The organism is Nocardia puris, assembly GCF_003315035.1.
Classification (GTDB): Bacteria; Actinomycetota; Actinomycetes; order Mycobacteriales; family Mycobacteriaceae; genus Nocardia; species Nocardia puris.
In genome coordinates this window covers 633,514-652,052 of sequence record NZ_QNRE01000001.1, presented here as the reverse complement: position 1 = coordinate 652,052, position 18,539 = coordinate 633,514, and the positions used below count along the sequence as shown (strand labels likewise).

Annotated in this window: 19 protein-coding genes; 14 read left to right on the top strand and 5 right to left on the bottom strand. The window is 70.7% G+C overall.

What is annotated here, in order from left to right; genetic code table 11:
- Nucleotides 1-402, bottom strand: coding sequence for a nuclear transport factor 2 family protein (locus tag DFR74_RS03030; RefSeq protein ID WP_067512941.1), 402 nt, complete (start codon nucleotides 400-402; stop codon nucleotides 1-3).
- Between the two features lie 104 nt (nucleotides 403-506).
- Between DFR74_RS03030 and DFR74_RS03025 the strand changes: the two genes are divergently transcribed.
- A complete protein-coding gene (locus DFR74_RS03025) occupies nucleotides 507-1,892 on the top strand; it encodes a pentapeptide repeat-containing protein (protein ID WP_067512982.1) in 1,386 nt (461 codons plus the stop codon).
- Nucleotides 1,893-1,898: 6 nt separating this feature from the next.
- Here the strand turns inward: DFR74_RS03025 and DFR74_RS03020 are convergent, their stop codons facing one another.
- The 3 genes from DFR74_RS03020 to DFR74_RS03010 form a co-directional block, all read right to left on the bottom strand.
- Nucleotides 1,899-2,291 carry a VOC family protein gene (locus tag DFR74_RS03020; protein ID WP_067512943.1) on the bottom strand — a complete coding sequence of 131 codons (393 nt, stop codon included), beginning with the start codon at nucleotides 2,289-2,291 and terminating at the stop codon, nucleotides 1,899-1,901.
- A 114-nt stretch (nucleotides 2,292-2,405) separates the two neighbouring features.
- Nucleotides 2,406-3,923, bottom strand: coding sequence for a carotenoid oxygenase family protein (locus DFR74_RS03015; protein WP_067512945.1), 1,518 nt, complete (start codon nucleotides 3,921-3,923; stop codon nucleotides 2,406-2,408).
- Nucleotides 3,924-3,942: 19 nt separating this feature from the next.
- Nucleotides 3,943-5,163 (bottom strand): acetyl-CoA acetyltransferase, encoded by a 1,221-nt coding sequence (locus tag DFR74_RS03010; protein WP_198161867.1) that lies wholly within the window; start codon nucleotides 5,161-5,163, stop codon nucleotides 3,943-3,945.
- A gap of 135 nt (nucleotides 5,164-5,298) precedes the next feature.
- On the opposite strand from DFR74_RS03010, the gene DFR74_RS03005 reads away from it, so the two are divergent.
- The 10 genes from DFR74_RS03005 to DFR74_RS02960 all read left to right on the top strand — a co-directional run bounded on the left by DFR74_RS03005 (nucleotide 5,299) and on the right by DFR74_RS02960 (nucleotide 14,315).
- Entirely contained in the window at nucleotides 5,299-6,264 is a 966-nt protein-coding gene (locus tag DFR74_RS03005; RefSeq protein WP_067512986.1) for a winged helix-turn-helix transcriptional regulator, read from the top strand.
- A 151-nt stretch (nucleotides 6,265-6,415) separates the two neighbouring features.
- Nucleotides 6,416-7,594: an acetyl-CoA C-acyltransferase gene (locus DFR74_RS03000; protein ID WP_067512946.1), complete on the top strand. Its 1,179-nt coding sequence runs from the start codon at nucleotides 6,416-6,418 to the stop codon at nucleotides 7,592-7,594.
- Between the two features lie 42 nt (nucleotides 7,595-7,636).
- Complete coding sequence (locus DFR74_RS02995) at nucleotides 7,637-9,349, top strand: class I adenylate-forming enzyme family protein (RefSeq protein WP_067512988.1); 1,713 nt, start codon at nucleotides 7,637-7,639, stop codon at nucleotides 9,347-9,349.
- Nucleotides 9,346-10,308: an NAD(P)H-dependent flavin oxidoreductase gene (locus DFR74_RS02990; RefSeq protein ID WP_113974924.1), complete on the top strand. Its 963-nt coding sequence runs from the start codon at nucleotides 9,346-9,348 to the stop codon at nucleotides 10,306-10,308. The genes DFR74_RS02995 and DFR74_RS02990 overlap by 4 nt, the downstream gene beginning before the upstream one ends.
- Nucleotides 10,309-10,374: 66 nt before the next feature.
- Entirely contained in the window at nucleotides 10,375-11,478 is a 1,104-nt protein-coding gene (locus DFR74_RS02985) for an alcohol dehydrogenase catalytic domain-containing protein (protein WP_067512948.1), read from the top strand.
- Between the two features lie 273 nt (nucleotides 11,479-11,751).
- Nucleotides 11,752-12,027 (top strand): type II toxin-antitoxin system Phd/YefM family antitoxin, encoded by a 276-nt coding sequence (locus DFR74_RS02980; protein ID WP_067512950.1) that lies wholly within the window; start codon nucleotides 11,752-11,754, stop codon nucleotides 12,025-12,027.
- Complete coding sequence (locus DFR74_RS02975; RefSeq protein WP_198161873.1) at nucleotides 12,024-12,446, top strand: type II toxin-antitoxin system VapC family toxin; 423 nt, start codon at nucleotides 12,024-12,026, stop codon at nucleotides 12,444-12,446. Before DFR74_RS02980 ends, DFR74_RS02975 begins: the two co-directional genes overlap by 4 nt.
- Nucleotides 12,447-12,609: 163 nt before the next feature.
- The gene (gene dapB / locus DFR74_RS02970) at nucleotides 12,610-13,356 is read left to right on the top strand and encodes a 4-hydroxy-tetrahydrodipicolinate reductase (RefSeq protein WP_067512954.1); all 747 of its coding nucleotides are present in this window, start codon (nucleotides 12,610-12,612) and stop codon (nucleotides 13,354-13,356) included.
- Nucleotides 13,357-13,361: 5 nt separating this feature from the next.
- The gene (locus tag DFR74_RS02965) at nucleotides 13,362-13,856 is read left to right on the top strand and encodes a hypothetical protein (protein ID WP_113974964.1); all 495 of its coding nucleotides are present in this window, start codon (nucleotides 13,362-13,364) and stop codon (nucleotides 13,854-13,856) included.
- A gap of 6 nt (nucleotides 13,857-13,862) precedes the next feature.
- Nucleotides 13,863-14,315 (top strand): flavodoxin family protein, encoded by a 453-nt coding sequence (locus tag DFR74_RS02960; RefSeq protein WP_198161869.1) that lies wholly within the window; start codon nucleotides 13,863-13,865, stop codon nucleotides 14,313-14,315.
- Between the two features lie 15 nt (nucleotides 14,316-14,330).
- Here the strand turns inward: DFR74_RS02960 and DFR74_RS02955 are convergent, their stop codons facing one another.
- Nucleotides 14,331-14,954 (bottom strand): TetR/AcrR family transcriptional regulator, encoded by a 624-nt coding sequence (locus tag DFR74_RS02955; RefSeq protein ID WP_113974923.1) that lies wholly within the window; start codon nucleotides 14,952-14,954, stop codon nucleotides 14,331-14,333.
- 345 nt (nucleotides 14,955-15,299) lie between these two features.
- Between DFR74_RS02955 and DFR74_RS02950 the strand changes: the two genes are divergently transcribed.
- Genes DFR74_RS02950 through DFR74_RS02940 form a run of 3 tightly spaced genes read left to right on the top strand, consistent with a single transcriptional unit; the run spans nucleotide 15,300 to nucleotide 18,284 of the window.
- Entirely contained in the window at nucleotides 15,300-15,998 is a 699-nt protein-coding gene (locus tag DFR74_RS02950) for a DNA-binding response regulator (RefSeq protein WP_067512995.1), read from the top strand.
- Entirely contained in the window at nucleotides 15,962-17,275 is a 1,314-nt protein-coding gene (locus DFR74_RS02945) for an ATP-binding protein (protein ID WP_232331875.1), read from the top strand. The genes DFR74_RS02950 and DFR74_RS02945 overlap by 37 nt, the downstream gene beginning before the upstream one ends.
- On the top strand, nucleotides 17,268-18,284 hold the full coding sequence (locus DFR74_RS02940) for a hypothetical protein (protein WP_067512960.1): 1,017 nt from the start codon (nucleotides 17,268-17,270) through the stop codon (nucleotides 18,282-18,284). Before DFR74_RS02945 ends, DFR74_RS02940 begins: the two co-directional genes overlap by 8 nt.
- Nucleotides 18,285-18,539: the final 255 nt, after the last annotated feature.

Genomic DNA, 18,539 nt, shown 5'->3' with positions numbered 1-18,539 from the left:
TCACCGGTCGGGCAGGGCGGTTTCGTGCACCGTGAGCCACCGGAATGAATCGCCTTGCGCTAGTAGGACTGCCGTGACACGTCGCGCGGAGGTGTGACCGTCCCTGCGGTGGCTTTCCAGGAACCGGACCACCGCCTGATCCCCGGCCCGCGCCACGACGGTGATGTCGGACACGTCGATCGTCAAGCCGGGGGCGGTGTTTCGCGCACCACCCAATCCTTCGAGCAGTGCGGTCCGGTGCGCGATCTCACCCGACACCGTGACGATCGTGAAGTCCACGTGCTGCGCGGCGGCGAAACGCTCGAAGACCTCGGGCGCGGCCGCCGACCCGAGCCAGGCGGCCAGATCGTCGTGCAGGTTCCGGACCGCCGCGATGAGGTCGGCGTGCGCTTCGCTGGTCACGAGACGAGCTTAGCGACGCGGCGGCCGTGAAACCGGTTGCGCCGCTGCGGCGGCCGTCCACGACGGGGTGGTCGCCCGGTGCCGGTCGGGCTAACATGCAGCTCATGCGAAGGCGGGGGAGGACGATCAACCGATTACATCGCGCCGGGCTGTTGCTGGCGGTCATCACCGTGGTGCTGGGCGCGCTGGCGATCGCGGGCCTGGCGTGGTGGGTGCTGTGGTGGGTGTTCGGCGCGCGGGCCGAGACGCCCACGCAGATGGACCTCGCCAAGATCGCCGTGTCGGTGGCGGCGTTCGTCGGCGCGGCGATCGGCCTCGTCGTGGCCTACCGCAGGCAGCGCGACTCCGAACGCGGGCGGTTCGCGGAACTGTTCGGCGCGGCCGCGGCGCAACTGGGCGACACCGATCCCGCCGTGCGGATCGCCGGTGTCTACGCGATGGCCGGTGTCGCCGACGAGTTCTCGGCGCCGAGCAGGCGCCAGCAGTGCATCGACGTGCTGTGCGGATATCTGCGACTGCCCTACGACCCCGAGGACGGCGCGAACCATCTGGTGTCGCGCACGGAGGCGGTCGAGGAGGCCGGGCGCCGGGTCGAGCGCGTGCAGCAGTTGCGGCACAACGACCGCGAGGTGCGCAGCACGATCGTGCGCGTCATCGCCCAGCACCTGCGGCCGTTCTCCGATGTGTCGTGGTCACGGTGCGATTTCGACTTCACCGGCGCGGTGTTCGAGAACGCGAATTTCGAGGCGACGGAGTTCGGCGGGCGGCGCACCCTGTTCGCCAAGTGCGTGTTCGTCGGTGACCGGGATGCCTACTTCCATCGCACCCGGTTCACCGGCGTGCACGTCACGTTCCGCGGCGCCACCTTCCGGGTCCCGGTGGTGAACTTCGACAAGGCCGAATTCCACGCGGGTCGCACCACTTTCGACGACGTGGTGTTCGACAGCGCCAAGACCACCTTCGCCGAGTCCGTGTTCACCGGCGACCGCACCGGATTCACCGGCGCGCGGTTCGCCGGTCCCGCCACCTCGTTCCGCGCGGCCACCTTCCGCGCCGACGACACGATCTTCGAGAAGGTCGTGTTCGACGGCGACAAGACCGACTTCGACCACACCCGCTTGGCGGGCCGTCGCGTCACCTTCGCGGGCGCGCTGTTCTACGCCACCGCCGTGTCGTTCGAGGAGGCCGAACTGGGCGCCCCGGCGCGCAGACGCGGCCGGGGCACCCGCGAGATCGGTTTCACCGGTGCGGAATTCCACTCGGCGGTGAGTTTCGCCCGCGCCGGGTTCGCCGGTCACCTCATCGACTTCGCCGAAGGCGATTTCTTCGGCGACATCTCGTTCGTGGCGGCGCGCTTCACCGCCACCGAGATCCGTTTCGACCGCCCGAAGGCGTGGGTGGGTGTGCGATTCGACTGGGACGACGACGCGTCCCGCAAGCCCACCTCGGTCACGCCGAACCAGTGGCCACCCACGCCGCCGAGCGCCTGACCCGGGTTACGCCGGCCAACCGCCGTAGGGCACGGTGATCAGCTCCAGATAGTGGCCGGCGGGGTCGAGGAAGTAGACGCCGCGGCCACCGTCGTGGTGGTTGATCTGCCCCGCGTCCTGCTGGCGCGGATCGGCCCAGTGATCCAGCTTGTAGCGCAGGATCTTGGCGTAGGCTGCGTCGAACTCCTCCTCGGAGACGAGGAAGGCGTAGTGCTGCGGCGCCATCTCCGCATGGGGCGGGATGTCCGCGAAATCGAAAGTGACGCCATTGGCCACGGGAAGCGGGATGAACGGGCCCGCTTCCGCTCCGGGGGTGAGGCCGAGCATGTCGGCCCAGAACTCCGCCGATTCGCGCTTGTCGCGCGCCGCGACGATCGTGTGATTGAACTGGATGGACAGGGGATTACTCCTGAGATTCGTGACGGTCCCGACCCTGGGCTCGGTACAAGGCGGCCGACAGGAGCACCATCACGGCGAACCAGACCAGACCGCCACGGTGCCGCTGACAACCCCTCACAGGCCGACGGCGCTCGCCGCGTGATCGGTCTCGTGCCACCGCCGCAGTTCCTCGCCCGCCGCCCACGTCGCATGCGTGCCGCTGGAGATCCGCTCGGGCAGGGCGAGCGTGCAGACCGGTCCGTCCTCCACCCGCGCCGCGTCGAACACCAGGCAGAACGAGGCGTCCCGGTTCATATCGGTGGTGAGCGTGATCAAGTAGCCATCGTCCTCGGCCGTCGCGCCGGCCCGGGGCGCCATCGCGGTCTCGCTGCCGTAGACGCCCTCGCCGTAGGCGTAGTGCCGTTCGGCGCCCGTGCGGACGTCGTGGCGGACCAGCCCGTCGAACAGGAACCAGCCCGGCTTGCCCGTCGAGGCGTAGATGTAGCGGTGCGCCCGGCCGCCGAAACGCGGGTTCAGCATGCCGAATTCGGTGATCCGCTCGGTGAGCCGCTCCTCGCGCACCGCGCCGGTGCGCAGGTCCAGGCGCCACCGGTGCAGCCGCGATTCGAAGCGGTCGAGCGCCAGGTAGCGGAACGCGCGCTGCCACTTGTCGGCGTGCACGTCGTCGGCGGGTTCGGGCTCGTCCTGGAAGAAGCCGTCCAGGACGATGGTGTCGCCGTCCTCGTAGGCGTTGACGAAGTGCAGCACGTAGGTGGGATCGGCCTCGAACCAGCGGATCTGCTCGGGCCCGCCCCGGCGCGGGAGCACGGCGAAGCGGGACGGCACGTCGCGATGGAAACGCGGCACGTGCGCGCCCTCGGCCAGCAGTTTCTCGTCCCAGAACAACGGCAGATCGTTGAGGATCGCGTAGTTCTCGGTGAACGCCATATCGTGCGGCAAGCGCGGACCGGGGAGCGGTATGTCGGTGTAGTGCACCAGGTCGTCGTTGCCGTCCACCACGCCGTAGTGCATGTACGGCGCGTCCTTCCCGTAATTGAAGAACAGCATCTCGCCGGTCGCGTCGTCGATTTTCGGATGCGCGGAAACGCCTGCGCGCGAAGGGAATGCGCCGCCCCACGTCGACTTGCCGAGCGTGTCGGCGGTGTAGGGGTTCACGCGGTAGAGATCGCCGCACTGGTAGAAACTGGTCAGCGCGATCCCGCGGTGCACGACCACATCGGTGCTGGACGCGTCCTTCATCCGGCCACGCGCGCCCCAACCGTCTTCGCGCGCCGACCATTCCGGCATCTCGGAGATGCCCGCCCACAGCGGCCCGCGCGCCTCGCTCTCCGCGAGCAGTCCGTCGGTGCGGATGAACCTGTTGCGGTAGAAGGCTTTTCCGTCCCGGAACCCGACCACGTGGATCATCCCGTCGCCGTCGAACGGGTGGTAGTTCTTGATCGCGGGGTGCAGCGGGTTCTCGGTGTTGCGCAGGTAGATCCCGTCGAGGTCGCGGGGGATCTCGACGGCCACCACGTCGAGGTCGTCGGCGTCGCGCTCCACGGTCTGCGGCCGCCACGGGCCGGTGCGATAGGGGTGGTCGTCCTCGGGGGACAGCGTCGACAGCATCCGGCCGACGATCTCGACATCCATGACGAATTCCTCTCCGGTCTCAGGCCGCGTCGACGACGAAGCTCACGACGGTGGCGGTGCTTCCGCCGAAGTTCAGCGTCGCGAACCGCGACGCCCCCTCGACCTGATACGCACCGGCCGTGCCCGCGACCTGCTTCGCGGCGTCCAGCACCATCCGCACCCCGGATGCGCCGACCGGGTGCCCGCCGCCGATCAGCCCGCCGCTCGGGTTGATCGGGAACCGGCCGCCGATCGCGATGTCCCCGTCCTCGATGGCCCGCCACGATTGTCCCGGATCGGTCAGGCCGATGTGGTCGATCGCGACATACTCGCTCGGGGTGAAGCAGTCGTGCGTCTCGAGCCCGTGCACGCCCTCGAGATCGGTGCGCGCCCTGGTGAACGCGTCGGACACGGCGCGGCGCAGGTGCGGGAAGATGTAGGGCTCGCCGGCGGCGCGGGACAGTTTGGCCGCGAGGTCGAGCGCGGCCGTGCGGTGCCCCCACCCGGCGATCCGCGCCACCGGCTTCGCGCCGGGGTGGGCCTTCAGGTAGGCGTCGCTGACCACCACCAGGCCCGCGCCGCCGTCGGTGATCTGGCTGCAATCGAAGCGCCGCAGCCGGCCGTCCACGAGCGGGTTGACCTCGTCGCGCGCGCCCTCGGCGGCCAGATCGGGGACCGACCAGGTGCGGGTCTGGGCGTTCGGATTGCGGCGGGCGTTGGCGAAGTTGAGCTCGGCGATGCGGTGCAGGTACCGCTCGTCCAGGCCGTAGCGGCGGTCGTACTCGTCGGCCACCACCGAGAACATATGGGGCCACACGAATTTCGCGTCCTCGCCTTCGTGGCCCACCCAGGCGGCCGCGCCCAGGTACCCCGACGCGTCGTCGCCCGGCACGGTCTTCTCCAGTTCCGCGCCGACCACCAGCGCGCAGTCGTGGTCGCCGGTGCGCAGGTCCGCGATCGCGGCCAGCAGCGCCACAGAGCCCGACGCGCACGCCGCCTCGTGCCGCGTCGCCGGGACGCCGTGCAATTCCGGGACCACCGTGGCGGGCATGGCGCCCAGATGGCCCTGGCGCGCGAACATTTCGCCGAAGGCGTTGCCCACGTGGATAACTCCGATATCGGCGGCCGGTGTCGCGGCCGCCTCGAGGGTGCCCGGGACCACTTCGGCGAACAGTCCGGCGAAGTCGACGCCCTCGCGCGCCAGGTTCCTGGCGAAATCGCTCTGATAGCCACCGAGAATCCAGATCGACGTATCGGTCATCGCATAGTCCTTCGCAGACGGCAGCGCGCGGATCCGCGCGTCTCTACTACTATTAACAGAGTCACTGGGGTTCGTCCAGGGTGGTGCGGGTTCCGGCGCCGTGCGGCGGGGCCCGGTCGGTAGGATGTGGAACTCATGTGCGGCAAGCGATCGCCTTCCGAGCTGCGAGCGGGCGGCGACAACGCGATCGCCGTGACGCTCGGTCTGCTCGGCGACGAATGGAACCTGTGGATCCTGCGCCACGCGTTGCGCGGGGATCGCCGGTATCTGGACTGGATGTCGCGCGGGGGCATCTCCAACGCGGTGCTCACCCACCGGCTCAGCCAGCTCACCGACGTCGGGCTGTTCACCCGGTCCGCCTATCAGGACAATCCGCGGCGCTACGAGTACCTGCTGACCCCGCGCGGGCGCGGCGTGTGGCCGATCCTGCTGGGACTGTGGAACTGGGAACTGCGCTGGTCGTCGGCCGCGGTCGACCTGCCGCGCATCGTGCACGCCGACTGCGGAGCGCCGTGCGTGCCGGAGCTGCGCTGCGGGATCTGCGCGGAGGTGCTCGACCTGGACTCCGTCGTCGCGGACCCCGGTCCCAGCGGGGAGTGGGGACGCAGCGTGCCTGCCGCGTCGGGGCGCAGGCGGTCGTCGTCGGCGAGCGCGGCGGCGATCCTGCCCGACACCATGCGGCTCATCGGCAATCGCTGGTCGGTCGCGGTACTGGGCGCGCTCATGCTGGGCACGCACCGTTTTCGCGACTTCAGCGCGCGGGTGGGCGCGTCGCCGGCGATCATCGCGGGACGTTTGCAGGACTTCGTCGCGGCGGGCGTCGCCGAGGCGGCACCGAACCCCGACCGGCCCGGCTGGGTGTGGTATCGCCTCACCGACAAGGGCCGCGACTTCTTTCCCGTGATCTACCTGATGATCACGTGGGGGCAGCGCTGGTTCCGCGCGCCGGAGGGCGACGCGCTGGTCTTCCGGCATCGCGACCACGAGCACGCGCCGGAGCCGCGCTGGGTGTGCGATCAGTGTCACCAGCCGATCAGCGGTGGCTCGATCATCGAGCGTCCGGGCCGTCGGTCCGGGGTGCGGGGTCGTTCGCCCGCCTGACGGACCACGGTCGGAAACTTTCGGAATCCCCTTCGCGGGGTGGCCGGATCGTGCTACTTTGCGACTGGTTCAATTAACAGAGTGACTTGCTCGCGGGATGCGGTGAGTCACTGCCCGAGGTGCGCGCGGCGCACCGTCAAGGAGATCTCCGATGGACGGCGTGTACGTCTACGACGCGATCCGGCTGCCACGGGCGCGCGTGCGCCGGGCGGGCGGAACGCTGGCCCAGGTGCCGCCGCACCGCCTGATCGCCCACCTGCTGTCGGCGCTCGAGAAGCGGCACGGCGTCGCGAACTCGGTCGAGGAGGTGGTGCTGGGCATCGGCACCGTGACCGGTGAACAGGCGGGCGATCTGGCGCGCGTCGCCGTGCAGGCCGCCGGCTGGCCGGATGCGGTGCCCGGGGCGGTGGTGTCGCGGCTGTGCTGTTCGGGGATCGACGCCCTCGGGCGGGCGGCCGCGGCCGTGAGCTGCGGGATGAGTGATCTGGTGGTCGCGGGCGGGGTCGAATCCATGTCGCGGGTGCCGATGCTCAGCGACCGGCCTCTGTTCGCCGCCGACGAGAGCTTGGGCGACACAACGGGTTTCGTCACCATCGGGGTGTCCGCCGATCTGACCGCCGCCGTGAGCGGGTTCACCCGGGATCACCTGGACCGCTACGCGGTGGAGGCGCACCGGCGGGCGTCGGAGGCTCCCGAGCAACCCGGGATCGTCGCGTATCAGGATTCGGAGCGCTTTCTCGAGCGAGACGAGGGCGCTCGCGCTGGTCTCGGGCTCGACGCATTATCCGCACTGCCTGCGCTTTTCACCGAGGACCCCGGCTGGGCGCGCATCGCCCGCGAACTGCCGGACCTCCCTCGCCCCGAGGCGGGGCTGCACACCCTCGCCACCGCACCCGCGCTCTGCGATTCCGCGTCGGCGGCCCTCGTCGGCAGCGAAGCCGCCGGTGCCGCGCATGGATTGCGCCGGCGCGCGCGGATCGTCGCGGTGACGCACGCCGCGGTCCGGTCGCCATTGCTGACCGCGACCGTCGAGGCGAGTCGCCGGGCGCTGGCCGCGGCGGGGATCGCGGCCGCGGATCTGGACGTGGTGGAAGTGAACGAATCCTTCGCTGTCACACCGCTTTTGCTCACCCGGGAGCTGGCGCTCGATCCCGGCATCGTCAACACCGACGGCGGCGCGCTGGCTTTCGGCCATCCGCTCGGCGCCACCGGCGGCATCCTGCTCACCACCGCGCTCGACCGCCTCGAACGCACCGGCGGCACGCACGCGCTGATCACCGTCCCGGCGGCCCTCGGGCTCGGTTCGGCGCTGGTGCTGCGCCGCGAATGAACGGCTCCGTCTCGTAAGTCCTCTGCTGACAAGGAAATGCCCATGCTCGACGCACAACCCCGCACCGCCGGACCCCTCGATCTGCTCGGCTGTCACCCGCGCGACCGGGTCGACGACTACCTCGGCAAGGGGTGGTGGCACGCCGAGACCATGCTCGACCTGTTCGACGACGCCGTCGAACGGCGGGGCGACGAACCGGCGGTCACCGACCCCGCCAACCTCTCGTCCTTGACCGGTGCGACCCCCGAATCGGTGACCTGGCGGCAGCTGAACGAGCGCGCCGACGATCTCGCCACGACCCTGTGGCGCAACGGAATACGCGCGGGCGACGTGGTGGCGATGTGGCTGCCCAACACGGTGACGCAGGTGGCCGCCTACTTCGCGCTGTGGCGGCTGGGCGTGACCGCCACACCGATGCCGATGGCGTACGGCCGGCACGAGCTGTCCACCGTGCTGGCGCGATCGGGGGCTCGGGCGGTGATCACGGTGGGCGCGTTCGGTGACTCGGCACCGGCCGAGGTCGCGTCCGGCGGCGATATCCTCGTCTTCGCCACGGGCACTGGGCTTCCCGAGGGCGTCATCGACCTCGGTGTACGGCCCGGCGCCGACGACGTCGGCGACATGCGGGAGTACCGGTCCCACATCCGGCACACGGTGAACGACCGCATCACGATCTGCTGGACCAGCGGCACCGAGGCCGCGCCGAAGGGCGTGCCGCGCTGCCACGGGGATTGGCTGGCCGTCGGACACGGTGTGCAGGACGGGATCTCCGTCGCGGAGACCTCGGTGGTGCTCAATCCCTTCCCGCTCGTGAACATGGCCGGATTCGCCGGATCGCTCATGCCGTGGCTCATCGGCGGTGCGCACCTCGTGCAGCACCAGCCGCTCGATCTGGCGGTGTTCCTCGGGCAGATCGAGCGGTATCGGGCGACGCACACGATCATGGCGCCCGCGATCCTCACGCTGCTGCTCCAGCGGGCGGAACTGCGTGCGTCGGTGGATCTTTCGTCGCTGCGCACGGTGGGATCGGGGGGCTCGGCGCTGCCGCCTGGGGTGGTGCGCGCCTGGCAGGACGATCTCGGCGTGGAGGTGACCAACTTCTTCGGCTCCAACGAAGGCGTGTGCCTGATGGGAACCTACGCCGACACCCCCGATCCGACCGTGCGGGCGCAGCACCTGCCCAACTACGGGTACCGGGGCCGCGAGTGGACGGCGCGGCTGGCCGCGCACACCGAGGTGGCGCTGGTGGATCCGCGCACGGGGGAGCGGGTGACGACGCCGGGCGGGATCGGCGAGCTGCGCATCGCCGGGCCGACCGTGTTCGCGGGCTACCTCGGGGGGACCGAGGCCGCCGACCCGTTCGACGCGGACGGGATGCTGCGCAGCGGTGACGTGTTCGAATTGTGCGCTCCCGACGGGGAATACCTGCGATTCGTGGAGCGCAGCAAGGAGATCATCGTGCGCGGCGGGATGAACATCGCCCCGGCCGAAGTGGAAGGACTGTTGATCGACCACCCGGGGATCGCCGACGCCGCCGTGGTCGGCTACGACGATCCCGTGATGGGCGAGAAGTGTTGCGCGGTGGTGGTTCCCGCGCCCGGCGCGGACGTGACGCTGGAGTCCGTGCGGGACTTCCTCACCGGGCGCGGTGTGGCGGGGTTCAAGATCCCCGAACGCCTCGAGCTGGCGGAGGCATTGCCGCGCAACCCCGTCGGCAAGCTGCTTCGCCGCCGGATCAAGGAGAGCCTGTCGTGACGACCGATCTGCTCGGGGCACTGCGGATTCCCGTGGTCGCCGCGCCCATGTTCCTGGTGTCGGGTCCTGGCCTCGTGATCGCCGCCGGTGCGGCCGGAATCCTCGGCTCCTTCCCGACCCAGAACTGCCGCACCGCCGCCGAACTGGATCAATGGATGGGCCGCATCAGCGATGCGCTGAATCCCGCTGGGGCGCGATCCCGTCCGTGGTCGGCCAACCTGATCACGCACAGCAGCAACGCCCGGCTCGCCGACGACCTGCGGCTCATCGCCGAATACCGGCCGCCGGTGGTGATCACGGCCCTCGGTTCGCCCCGGCCCGCACTGGAGACGGTGCACGGCTACGGCGGCCTCGTCCTCGCCGATGTGGTCGACCTGCGGCTCGCGCGCAAGGCCGCGGAGTGCGGCGTCGACGGGCTCGCGTGCATCGCGGCGGGCGCGGGCGGGCACACCGGCCACCTGTCTCCCTTCGCCTTCGTATCGGCGGTCCGCGAATTCTTCGACGGCCTCGTGATCGTAGGCGGCGGCATCGGCGACGGTCATGGCGTCGCGGGCGCCGTCGCCGCCGGGGCTGACCTCGTCTACCTGGGAACCCGCTTCCTCGCCACAGCCGAGAGCATGGCGCCGGCCGAATACAAGACGATGGTCGTGGACCACGGCGCCGACGACCTGGTGGTCAGCGCCGGTATCACCGGCACCCCCGCATCGTGGTTGCGCCCGAGCCTGCTGGCCAGCGGCCTCGACCCGGATCGGCTCGACCCGGCCGCCGTCTCCCGCAACTATTCGGCCGGAGGTGACGCGATCAAGCGGTGGAAGGATCTGTGGGCCGCGGGGCAGGGGCTCACCACGATTCGGTCGGTGGAGAGCGTCGAGAATGTGGTGGAACAGCTTGCGGGGGAGTATCACTCGGCGCTGGATCGGGTGGTGGGGTTGCGGGGGCGAGCGGTGCCGGTGCGGTAGTGGGTTGATTGTCCGGGCTGGAGGGAAGTGATCCGGCGCGCGCGGGGCCGGGGTAGCGTCGCGAGAATGAAGATTCGAGGGGCGGTCCTGGAGCGGATCGCGGCGCCCACACCGTTCGCCGAGTCGGCGCCGATCACCGTCTGCGAGCTGGACCTGGGCGAACCGGGGCCGGGTGAGTTGCTGGTGCGCATCGAGGCGGCCGGGTTGTGCCATTCGGACCTGTCGGTGGTCGACGGGAACCGCGTGCGCCCGGTGCCGATGCTGCTCGGGCACGAGGCGGCCGGGCGCGTCGAGGCGGTCGGGCCGGGCGGCGGCGATATCGCCGTGGGGCAGCGCGTCGTCATGACCTTCCTGCCGCGCTGCGGCGACTGCGCGGGCTGCGCCAGCGAGGGCCGGACCCCGTGCGGGCCGGGCAGCGTCGCGAACAACGCGGGCGAACTCCTGGGCGGCGGGCGGCGCCTGCACCGCGACGGCGGCGAGGTGCACCACCACCTCGGGGTGTCGGCGTTCGCGACGCACGCCGTGGTGGACCGGCGCTCGGTGGTGCCCGTGGACGACGACGTCCCGCCCGAGGTGGCCGCCGTGCTGGGGTGCGCGGTGCTGACCGGCGGTGGGGCGCTGCTGAATTCGGCGCGTCCCGGGCCCGCCGACCGGATCATGGTGGTCGGCCTCGGCGGCGTCGGCATGGCGGCCGTGCTCGTCGCGGTGTCGCTCGGCGCGCCCGAGGTGATCGCCGTGGACACCGTGCCCGAAAAGCTCGCGCTGGCAAAGGAACTCGGCGCAACCTCGGCCTACACACCCGCGCAGGTGGCGGAGTCCGGCAGCCAGGCCGAGGCCGTGGTCGAAGCCGCGGGCAACGTGCGCGCCTTCGAAACCGCCGTCGCGGCGACGGCTGCGGGCGGCGTTACCGTCACCGTCGGCCTGCCCGCTCCCGACGCCCGCGCCGGCATCTCCCCGCTCGGCCTGGTCGCCCAGGGCCGCTCCATCGTGGGCAGCTACCTCGGCTCGGCCGTCCCCGCCCGCGACATCCCCGAATACGTGCGGATGTGGCGCGAAGGCCGCCTGCCCGTCGAGCGCCTGATCTCGGCGCACATCGGCCTGGACGAGATCAACCGCGCGATGGACGAACTCGCGGCGGGCCACGCCCTGCGCCAGGTGATCGTCTTCTGAGGGTTCGGTTCAGTGCGTGTCCCTGAGTCGCGCGGGGGCCGGTCGAGGTCGGCGCGTTGTCGGGGGTGCGGAGCTCGGGTACGCGCTCGGTGTCGAACGTGTGTCCGGAAGTCGTCGGCGATGCCGCGCACTCTCGGCCGGAGCGAGCCGCCCCACGCGGTGTGGGCGCTCGCCGAAACGCTTGGTGCGGTGGGTGATCGGCTGCTACTCTCGACTATGACCAGAGTGGTCAGAATGGTCGTATCGGGCGCGATCGTCGCGAAGGGGTGACTCATGCCGGATCCGGACGAGGTGCGGGCGGATGTCGCCTGGCCGGTCGCCACCGCCAAGGCGAAGTTCTCCGAATTGATCGACACGGTGGAAAGGGAGGGGCCCCAGGTGATCAGCAAGCACGGGCGGGAGATCGCGGTCGTGGTACCGATCGAAGAGTGGCGTCGCAAGACGCGCCGATCCGGGACCCTCGCCGAGTTCCTCGCGCGCTCGCCGCTGCGCGAGAGCGACCTGTCCATCGAACGCGTGCGGCTCGGCGCGCGCGACGTGGAATGGTGACCGGGTACCTGCTCGACACCTGCGCCGTCTCGGAATGGGTGCGGCCGCGTCCGAACCCCGGCCTGGTCCGCTGGCTCGACGAGGCCGACGAGGACCGCCTGCACCTGAGCGTCCTCACCCTCGGCGAAATCCGCACGGGCATCGAACGATTGGACGACTCGGTGCGCAAGCGGCAGCTGGTCGAATGGTTGACGGTCGCGCTGGTCGAGCGATTCAGCGGCCGCCTGCTGCCGGTCGACGAGACCGTCGCGCAGATGTGGGGGAGGGTGCTCGGGCGCGCGCACTCGGCCGGCCGCGCGATCGCGCCCGCCGACGCGCTGCTCGCCGCCACGGCAGAGTCCTACGAACTCGAGGTCGTCACCCGGAATGTGCGCGACTTCGAGGCGGTGGGTGCGACGGTCGTGTGCCCCTGGGAGTGACCACGGGCCCGCGATGAACGTATGACGCTATGCGCGCCTATACATGCGTCAACGCGGCAATCCGACGTCGGGTGCGCTCCGTCACCACACGGCACCGACGAGGGGGAGGGGGCCGGGCAAGCAGTAGGCTGACCCGGGAACACCAGCGGAACGAGGAGGTGCGGTGACCATTCGGGTCGGAGTGCTCGGAGCACGCGGAAAGGTCGGACAGGCGATCTGCGCGGCCGTCCAGGCGGCGGACGACCTGGAACTGTCCGCCGAGGTCGACAAGGGCGACGCCCTGGAGACCCTCACCGCCACCGGAACGCAGGTCGTGGTCGACTTCACCCACCCCGACGTGGTGATGGGCAACCTGAAGTTCCTGGTGGAGAACGGCATCCACGCCGTCGTCGGCACCACCGGCTTCGACGCGGGCCGCCTCGAGGAAGTGCGCGGCTGGCTCGCGGGCAGCCCGTCGACCGGCGTGCTCATCGCGCCCAACTTCGCCATCGGCGCCGTGCTCTCCATGCGGTTCGCCGAACAGGCCGCTCGGTTCTTCGATTCGGTCGAGGTCATCGAACTGCACCACCCGAACAAGGCCGACGCGCCCTCGGGCACCGCCTACCGCACCGCCGGTCTCATCGCCGAGGCGCGGGAGAAGGCCGGGGTGGGCCGCAGCCCCGACGCCACCACCGCCGAACTCGAGGGCGCGCGCGGCGCCGACGTGGACGGTGTGCGCGTGCACTCGGTACGCCTGGCCGGACTCGTCGCCCACCAGGAAGTGCTGTTCGGCACCCAGGGCGAGACCCTCACCATCCGGCACGACTCGATCGACCGCTCCTCCTTCGCGCCCGGCGTCCTGCTCGGGGTGCGCGGGATCGCCGAGCGCCCCGGCCTGACCGTCGGACTCGATCCGTTCCTGGACCTGTGAACGCGGTGGCGGAGACCGGCGCGGGCCGCGGCGAGATCATCCGGATCGTCGGGCTGATCGGCGCTCTCGTACTGGCCTGCGTCCTCTACATGATCGCGCTGGGCGGCATCGCGTTCGTGCTGATCGGGTCGGGCGAGATCGCCGGTATCGCCATGGGCATCGGCGTGCTGTTGCTGCCGTTGATCGGCGTGTGGATCGTCGTCGCCACCCTGCGCGCGGCACTGGCCCACCAGCGCCTCGCCCGCCGCATGCACGCCGAAGGCCGCGAACTCGACATCTCCGACCTGCCGCGCCGGGCCTCCGGCCGCATCGAACGCGCCGCCGCCGACGCACTGTTCGACCAAGTCCGCCAGGAATGGGAAGCCGCCCCCGACGACTGGCAGGTCAACTACCGCCTCGCCCGCGCCTACGACTACGCGGGCGACCGCCGTCGCGCCCGCGACACCATGCGCCGAGCCGTCGCCTTGGAAAAACTGGAACGCGACACCAGCGGAGGGTAACGAAAAGTGGCCCGGCTCTTGCTCATCCACCACACCCCGTCCCCGCACACACAGGCGATGTTCGAGGCGGCGGTGTCCGGCGCCACCGATCCGGAGATCCAAGGTGTGGAACTCGTCCGCCGCGCCGCCCTGGCTGTCACCGCCGTCGACGTCCTCGAGGCCGACGGCTACCTCCTCGGCACCCCGGCCAACCTCGGCTACATCTCCGGCGCCCTCAAACACGCCTTCGACACCTTCTACTACCCCTGCCTCGACTCCACCCGCGCCCGCCCCTACGGCCTGTACCTGCACGGCAACGAGGGCACCGAAGGCGCCGAACGCGCCGTCGACAGCATCACCACCGGCCTCGGCTGGACCAAAGCCGCCGACTACGTGACCGTCTCGGGCAAGCCGGCCAAAGCCGACCTGGAAGCGTGCTGGGAACTCGGCGCGACCGTCGCGGCCCAGTTGATGGACTGAGCCCTCTGGACCCCGTCAGGCGATGCGGGCGGGGAGGTCGCAGTGGTGGGGGGTGAGGGGGAGTTGAGAGAGGCCGCCCCAGTAGAGGGCGACGATGGTGTCGGCGGCTACGTGTTTGGGGATCGGGCGGCCCGCTTCGAGCCAGTGGCGGGCCGTGTAGCGGCTGGCGCCGACCAGGCCCGCCGCGAGCGTGCGGCTGCGCACGGGGTCCAGGCGGGAGTCGCGGCTGATCGCGTCGGCGATCAGGGTGATGCAGGTGTCGACGGCGGTGTCGACGCGCCACTGGACCGAGGGCTCGTCGAGGACGTCCGCTTCGAAGATCAACCGGAAGCCCTGGGACTGCGAGTCGATGAAGTCGAAGAGCGCGCCGACTGCGGCCTGGATGCGGAACAGGTTGCCGGATTCGGTGGCCAGCGCCGCGCCGATCGCCGTCGACAACGTCGCGACGTGGTGGTCGAGGACCGCCAGGTACAGCTCCAGTTTGCACGAGAAGCTCTTGTACAGAACAGGTTTGGAGCACTGCGTCAGGCGCGCGATATCGTGCATGCCGGTGCCGTGATAGCCGCGGGCCGCGAACAGCTCCGACGCGACAGTGAGGATGAGCTGCCGGCGTTCCTCTCGCCATCCCTCTGCGCGCATGTCACTACTCTTCCGTTCCGGGTGCAGGCCGAGGTGCCGCGCACGCCAGGAGATGAACCAATACAAGATTCACTTGCGTGTACTGTACCGAACTGGGCCCAGATTTCTGATGGCACATCTCAAATCGCGGGCGCCTAAATGGATTCACTTAGGGCCGTCGGCAGACCGCCGCGCCGGCGAAGGAATCCGGTGCCGGCACACCCGCGGGCCCATGACGCGAGATCTGTGCACCCACGAGCGAAACGCCGACACCCCTTATTTCTGGTGTCTGACCATGAGTGCGCGCGGACCGGCATACTGCGAGGTGACGTTATTGCGGTGGGGACTGTGGGCGAGTTGCTCGGGATGGGAGTTGTCGAGGTGACGAGGGCCGAAGGGGGCGAGTCGCCGCGGCGGATCGCATTGGTCGAAGACCACGAATCCGTCGCGATCGGACTCGCCGCGATGCTGGCGGCGGAACCTGACCTCGAACTGGTGCACACTGCCGGAACCGTGCCGGAACTGCTGGCCGCGACCGGGCCACGGCCCGAACTGGACCTGGTGGTGCTGGATCTGCGGTTGGCCGACGGTTCCGCGCCCGAGGACAATGTGCGCGCGCTGCGCGAACGCGGCGTCGAGGTACTGGTGTTCACCGGCGCGGACAACGCGTTCCTGGTGCGGTCCGCGGCCCGCGCCGGCGTGCTCGGCGTGGTGCGCAAGTCCGAGGACGCGTCCACCGTCGTCGCGGCGGTGCGCCGCGCCGCGTCGGGCGAACAGGTGGTCACCACCGACTGGGCCGCCGCCATCGACGGCGACCCGCAGCTCTCCGACGTGGGCCTGAGCCCGCGCCAGGAGGAGGTGCTCACCCTCTACGCCTCCGGTGAGAAGGCGTCCAGGGTGGCGCGGCTGACCGGCCTGTCCGAACAGACCGTCAACGACTACCTGGGCCGCATCCGGCAGAAGTACGCCGACGCGGGACGGCCCGCACCCACCAAGACCGACCTCTACAAGCGGGCCGTGGAGGACGGATGGCTACCGGTACCCGAGCGGCATCCGCGCGGATGATCTCGTCCAGCACGCTGGACACCGCACGTTTCGCGACCGACCCCGCCGCACCGGCGTCCCGCCGGTGGCGTGGGTTCGCCGCGGTGTCCCCGACCCGGGAGGACGAGCCCGCGTCCGACCGCATCCTGCGCCGCCTCGGGCTGACCTTCGGCCTGGCCGGCGTCATCGCGGCTGTGGTGCAGATTCCCGAGATCGCCGATCAGAGCCGATTCGCGCCGGTGGGCTGGACGCTCGCCGCGATGCTGCTGGTGTTCGGGCCGTTCGCGGTGCTCGCCGCCGTCTCGCCCCGGATGAGCAGGCGGGTGATCCAGACCGTCGCGGGCGTCGCGGCCGTCGGGTATCCCACCGCGATGGTGGTGCTGATTATCGCCTATCAGCAGCCCGAGACCGACGCGACCTCGCTGTGGTTGTACCGGATCTTCGCGCTCGGCGTGCTGGCCGCCGCCCTGGCCTGGCGACCGGCGATCGCCATCGGCTATCTGCTGGTCGGCGGGATGCTGGCCGCCTGCGCGAACATGTACATCCTGCCGCACGGCACCGCGTTCACCCTGTTCGTCGACTTCGCCAGGGCGGCCGGGCTGTGCGCGCTGTTCCTGTGGTGCGCCATCTTCGCGCGCGCCGCCGCGGCCCGGGTGGACCGGGAATCGACGCTGGCGGGCAGCCGGGCCGCCGCGGTGGCCGGCGCCGCCGCGCGCGACCGGGAACGCGCCCGCTTCGCCGCGCTCATCCACGACGCGGTGCTGTCCACACTGCTCGACGCCTCGCGCGGCGGCACCGAATCGCCGGTGCTGCGCAAACAGGCCGAACGCACCCTCGCCCAGCTGGACGAACTGCGCGGCACCGAAGCCGAACCCGACCGGCTGGGTGCCCAGGCGGCCGTCGGGTTCCTGCGCGCGGCCGTGCACGAGGTGAATCCGGGGATCGAGTTCGGGGTGCGGCGCTGGCCCGGCGTGGACGACCTGCGCCTGCCCGTCGACGCGGCGGGCGCCATGGCCGCCGCGCTGGCCGAGGCGGTGCGCAACAGCCTGCGCCACGCCGCTACGCCCGGACGCGAGGTGCACCGGTCGGTGACCGTGACGTTGAGCGCGGGCGGCATCCGGGTGGTCTTCCGCGACGACGGCGCGGGCTTCGATCCCGGGCAGGTCCCGGCCGACCGGCTGGGGATCTCGGTGAGCATCCTCGGCCGGATGCGGCGGCTGGCGGGCGGTGCGGCCTTCGTGGAATCGCAGCCCGGTGAGGGAACGACGGTGACTCTGGTGTGGGGTAGTGATGGGTGACGCCGATTCCGAAGTGGGACTGCGGGATCTGCTCGGCCTGCGCGACGCGGCGGCGTGGCTGTTCCTGCTCATCCTCGAAGTGACCATCGTGATGTACATGGCGCGCACCTTCTACGACGGGGCGCCGCTGAACGCCGCGATCGCGGTGGGCCTGCTGGTCGTGGCGGGCGTGCTGGTGCTGGTGGTGCCGGTCGATCCGCTGCCCTGGCCCGCCACCGTGTTCGTCATGGCCGCCGGACCCGCCGCGACCGCGCTGACCACCACGCGGATCGACGCGGACTGGACCAAACCGCTGTGGTCGGCGTTCGCCTCCTCGTATGTGCTGGCGGTGCTGGTGCTGCGCGGGCGGCTCGGCGCGGCCTGGGTGGGTATGGCCGGCGTCGCCGCCGTGGTGGCGGGCGTCGGCATGACCGCGGGCGTGGCCGGGCGGGTATTGCTCGGCACGATGGTGCCGATCGCGACCGTCGCGGGCGTGTCGGTGTGTGCGGCGATCATGCGCCCGACCCAGCGCTCCCTGCGTCTGCTGCGCGAGGAAGCCACGATGCGCGCCGCCGCCGAGGCGACGATGGCCGCCGAGAACGGTGAGCGCGATCGTCAGCTGGCTCGGCTGGACAAGGTCGCGCGTCCCATCCTGGAGCGCATCGCCGACGGCGCCGAACTCACCTCCGCCGAACGCGAACAGTGCCGCCTGCTCGAAGCCGAACTGCGCGACGGTCTGCGCGCGCCCCAACTCGTCACCGACGAACTCAGCGCCGCCGCCCGCGGTGCCCGCTCCCGCGGTGTGGAGGTGGTGCTCCTCGACGACGGCGGGTTCGCGGGGGTGCCGCGGTGGGTGCGGCAGAACGTGATCGACGCGGCGACAAAGGAACTCGACGCCGCGAACGCCGGATCGGTGACCGTGCGGGTGCTGCCGATGGGGCGGCGGATCGTCGCGACTGTTCTCGCGAACGCGCCGGATCTCGATCGGCGGACCGAGATCGACACGGCGGGAACGGTTTCCGTCGCTTGAGGGCATGCCCGCCGTGCGGGGTTCTGTCGGAGGGATCGATCGCGTGGCGCTGCCCGCCCGACGCCGCTTCCACTTCATAGATGCGTCGTCCGGTACGCCGATGTGGCGGACTGCCGCCTCGGCCCCCTCGTCGATACGCCGTCTCGAGGTCATGTGCCGGGCTGGCGGAGCAGGCCGGTGACGAGCAGGCCAACGAGCCGGCGCGCGTCGTAGCGTGGATCCTGCTCGGCGAATATGCAGAGGTTGCCGATACCG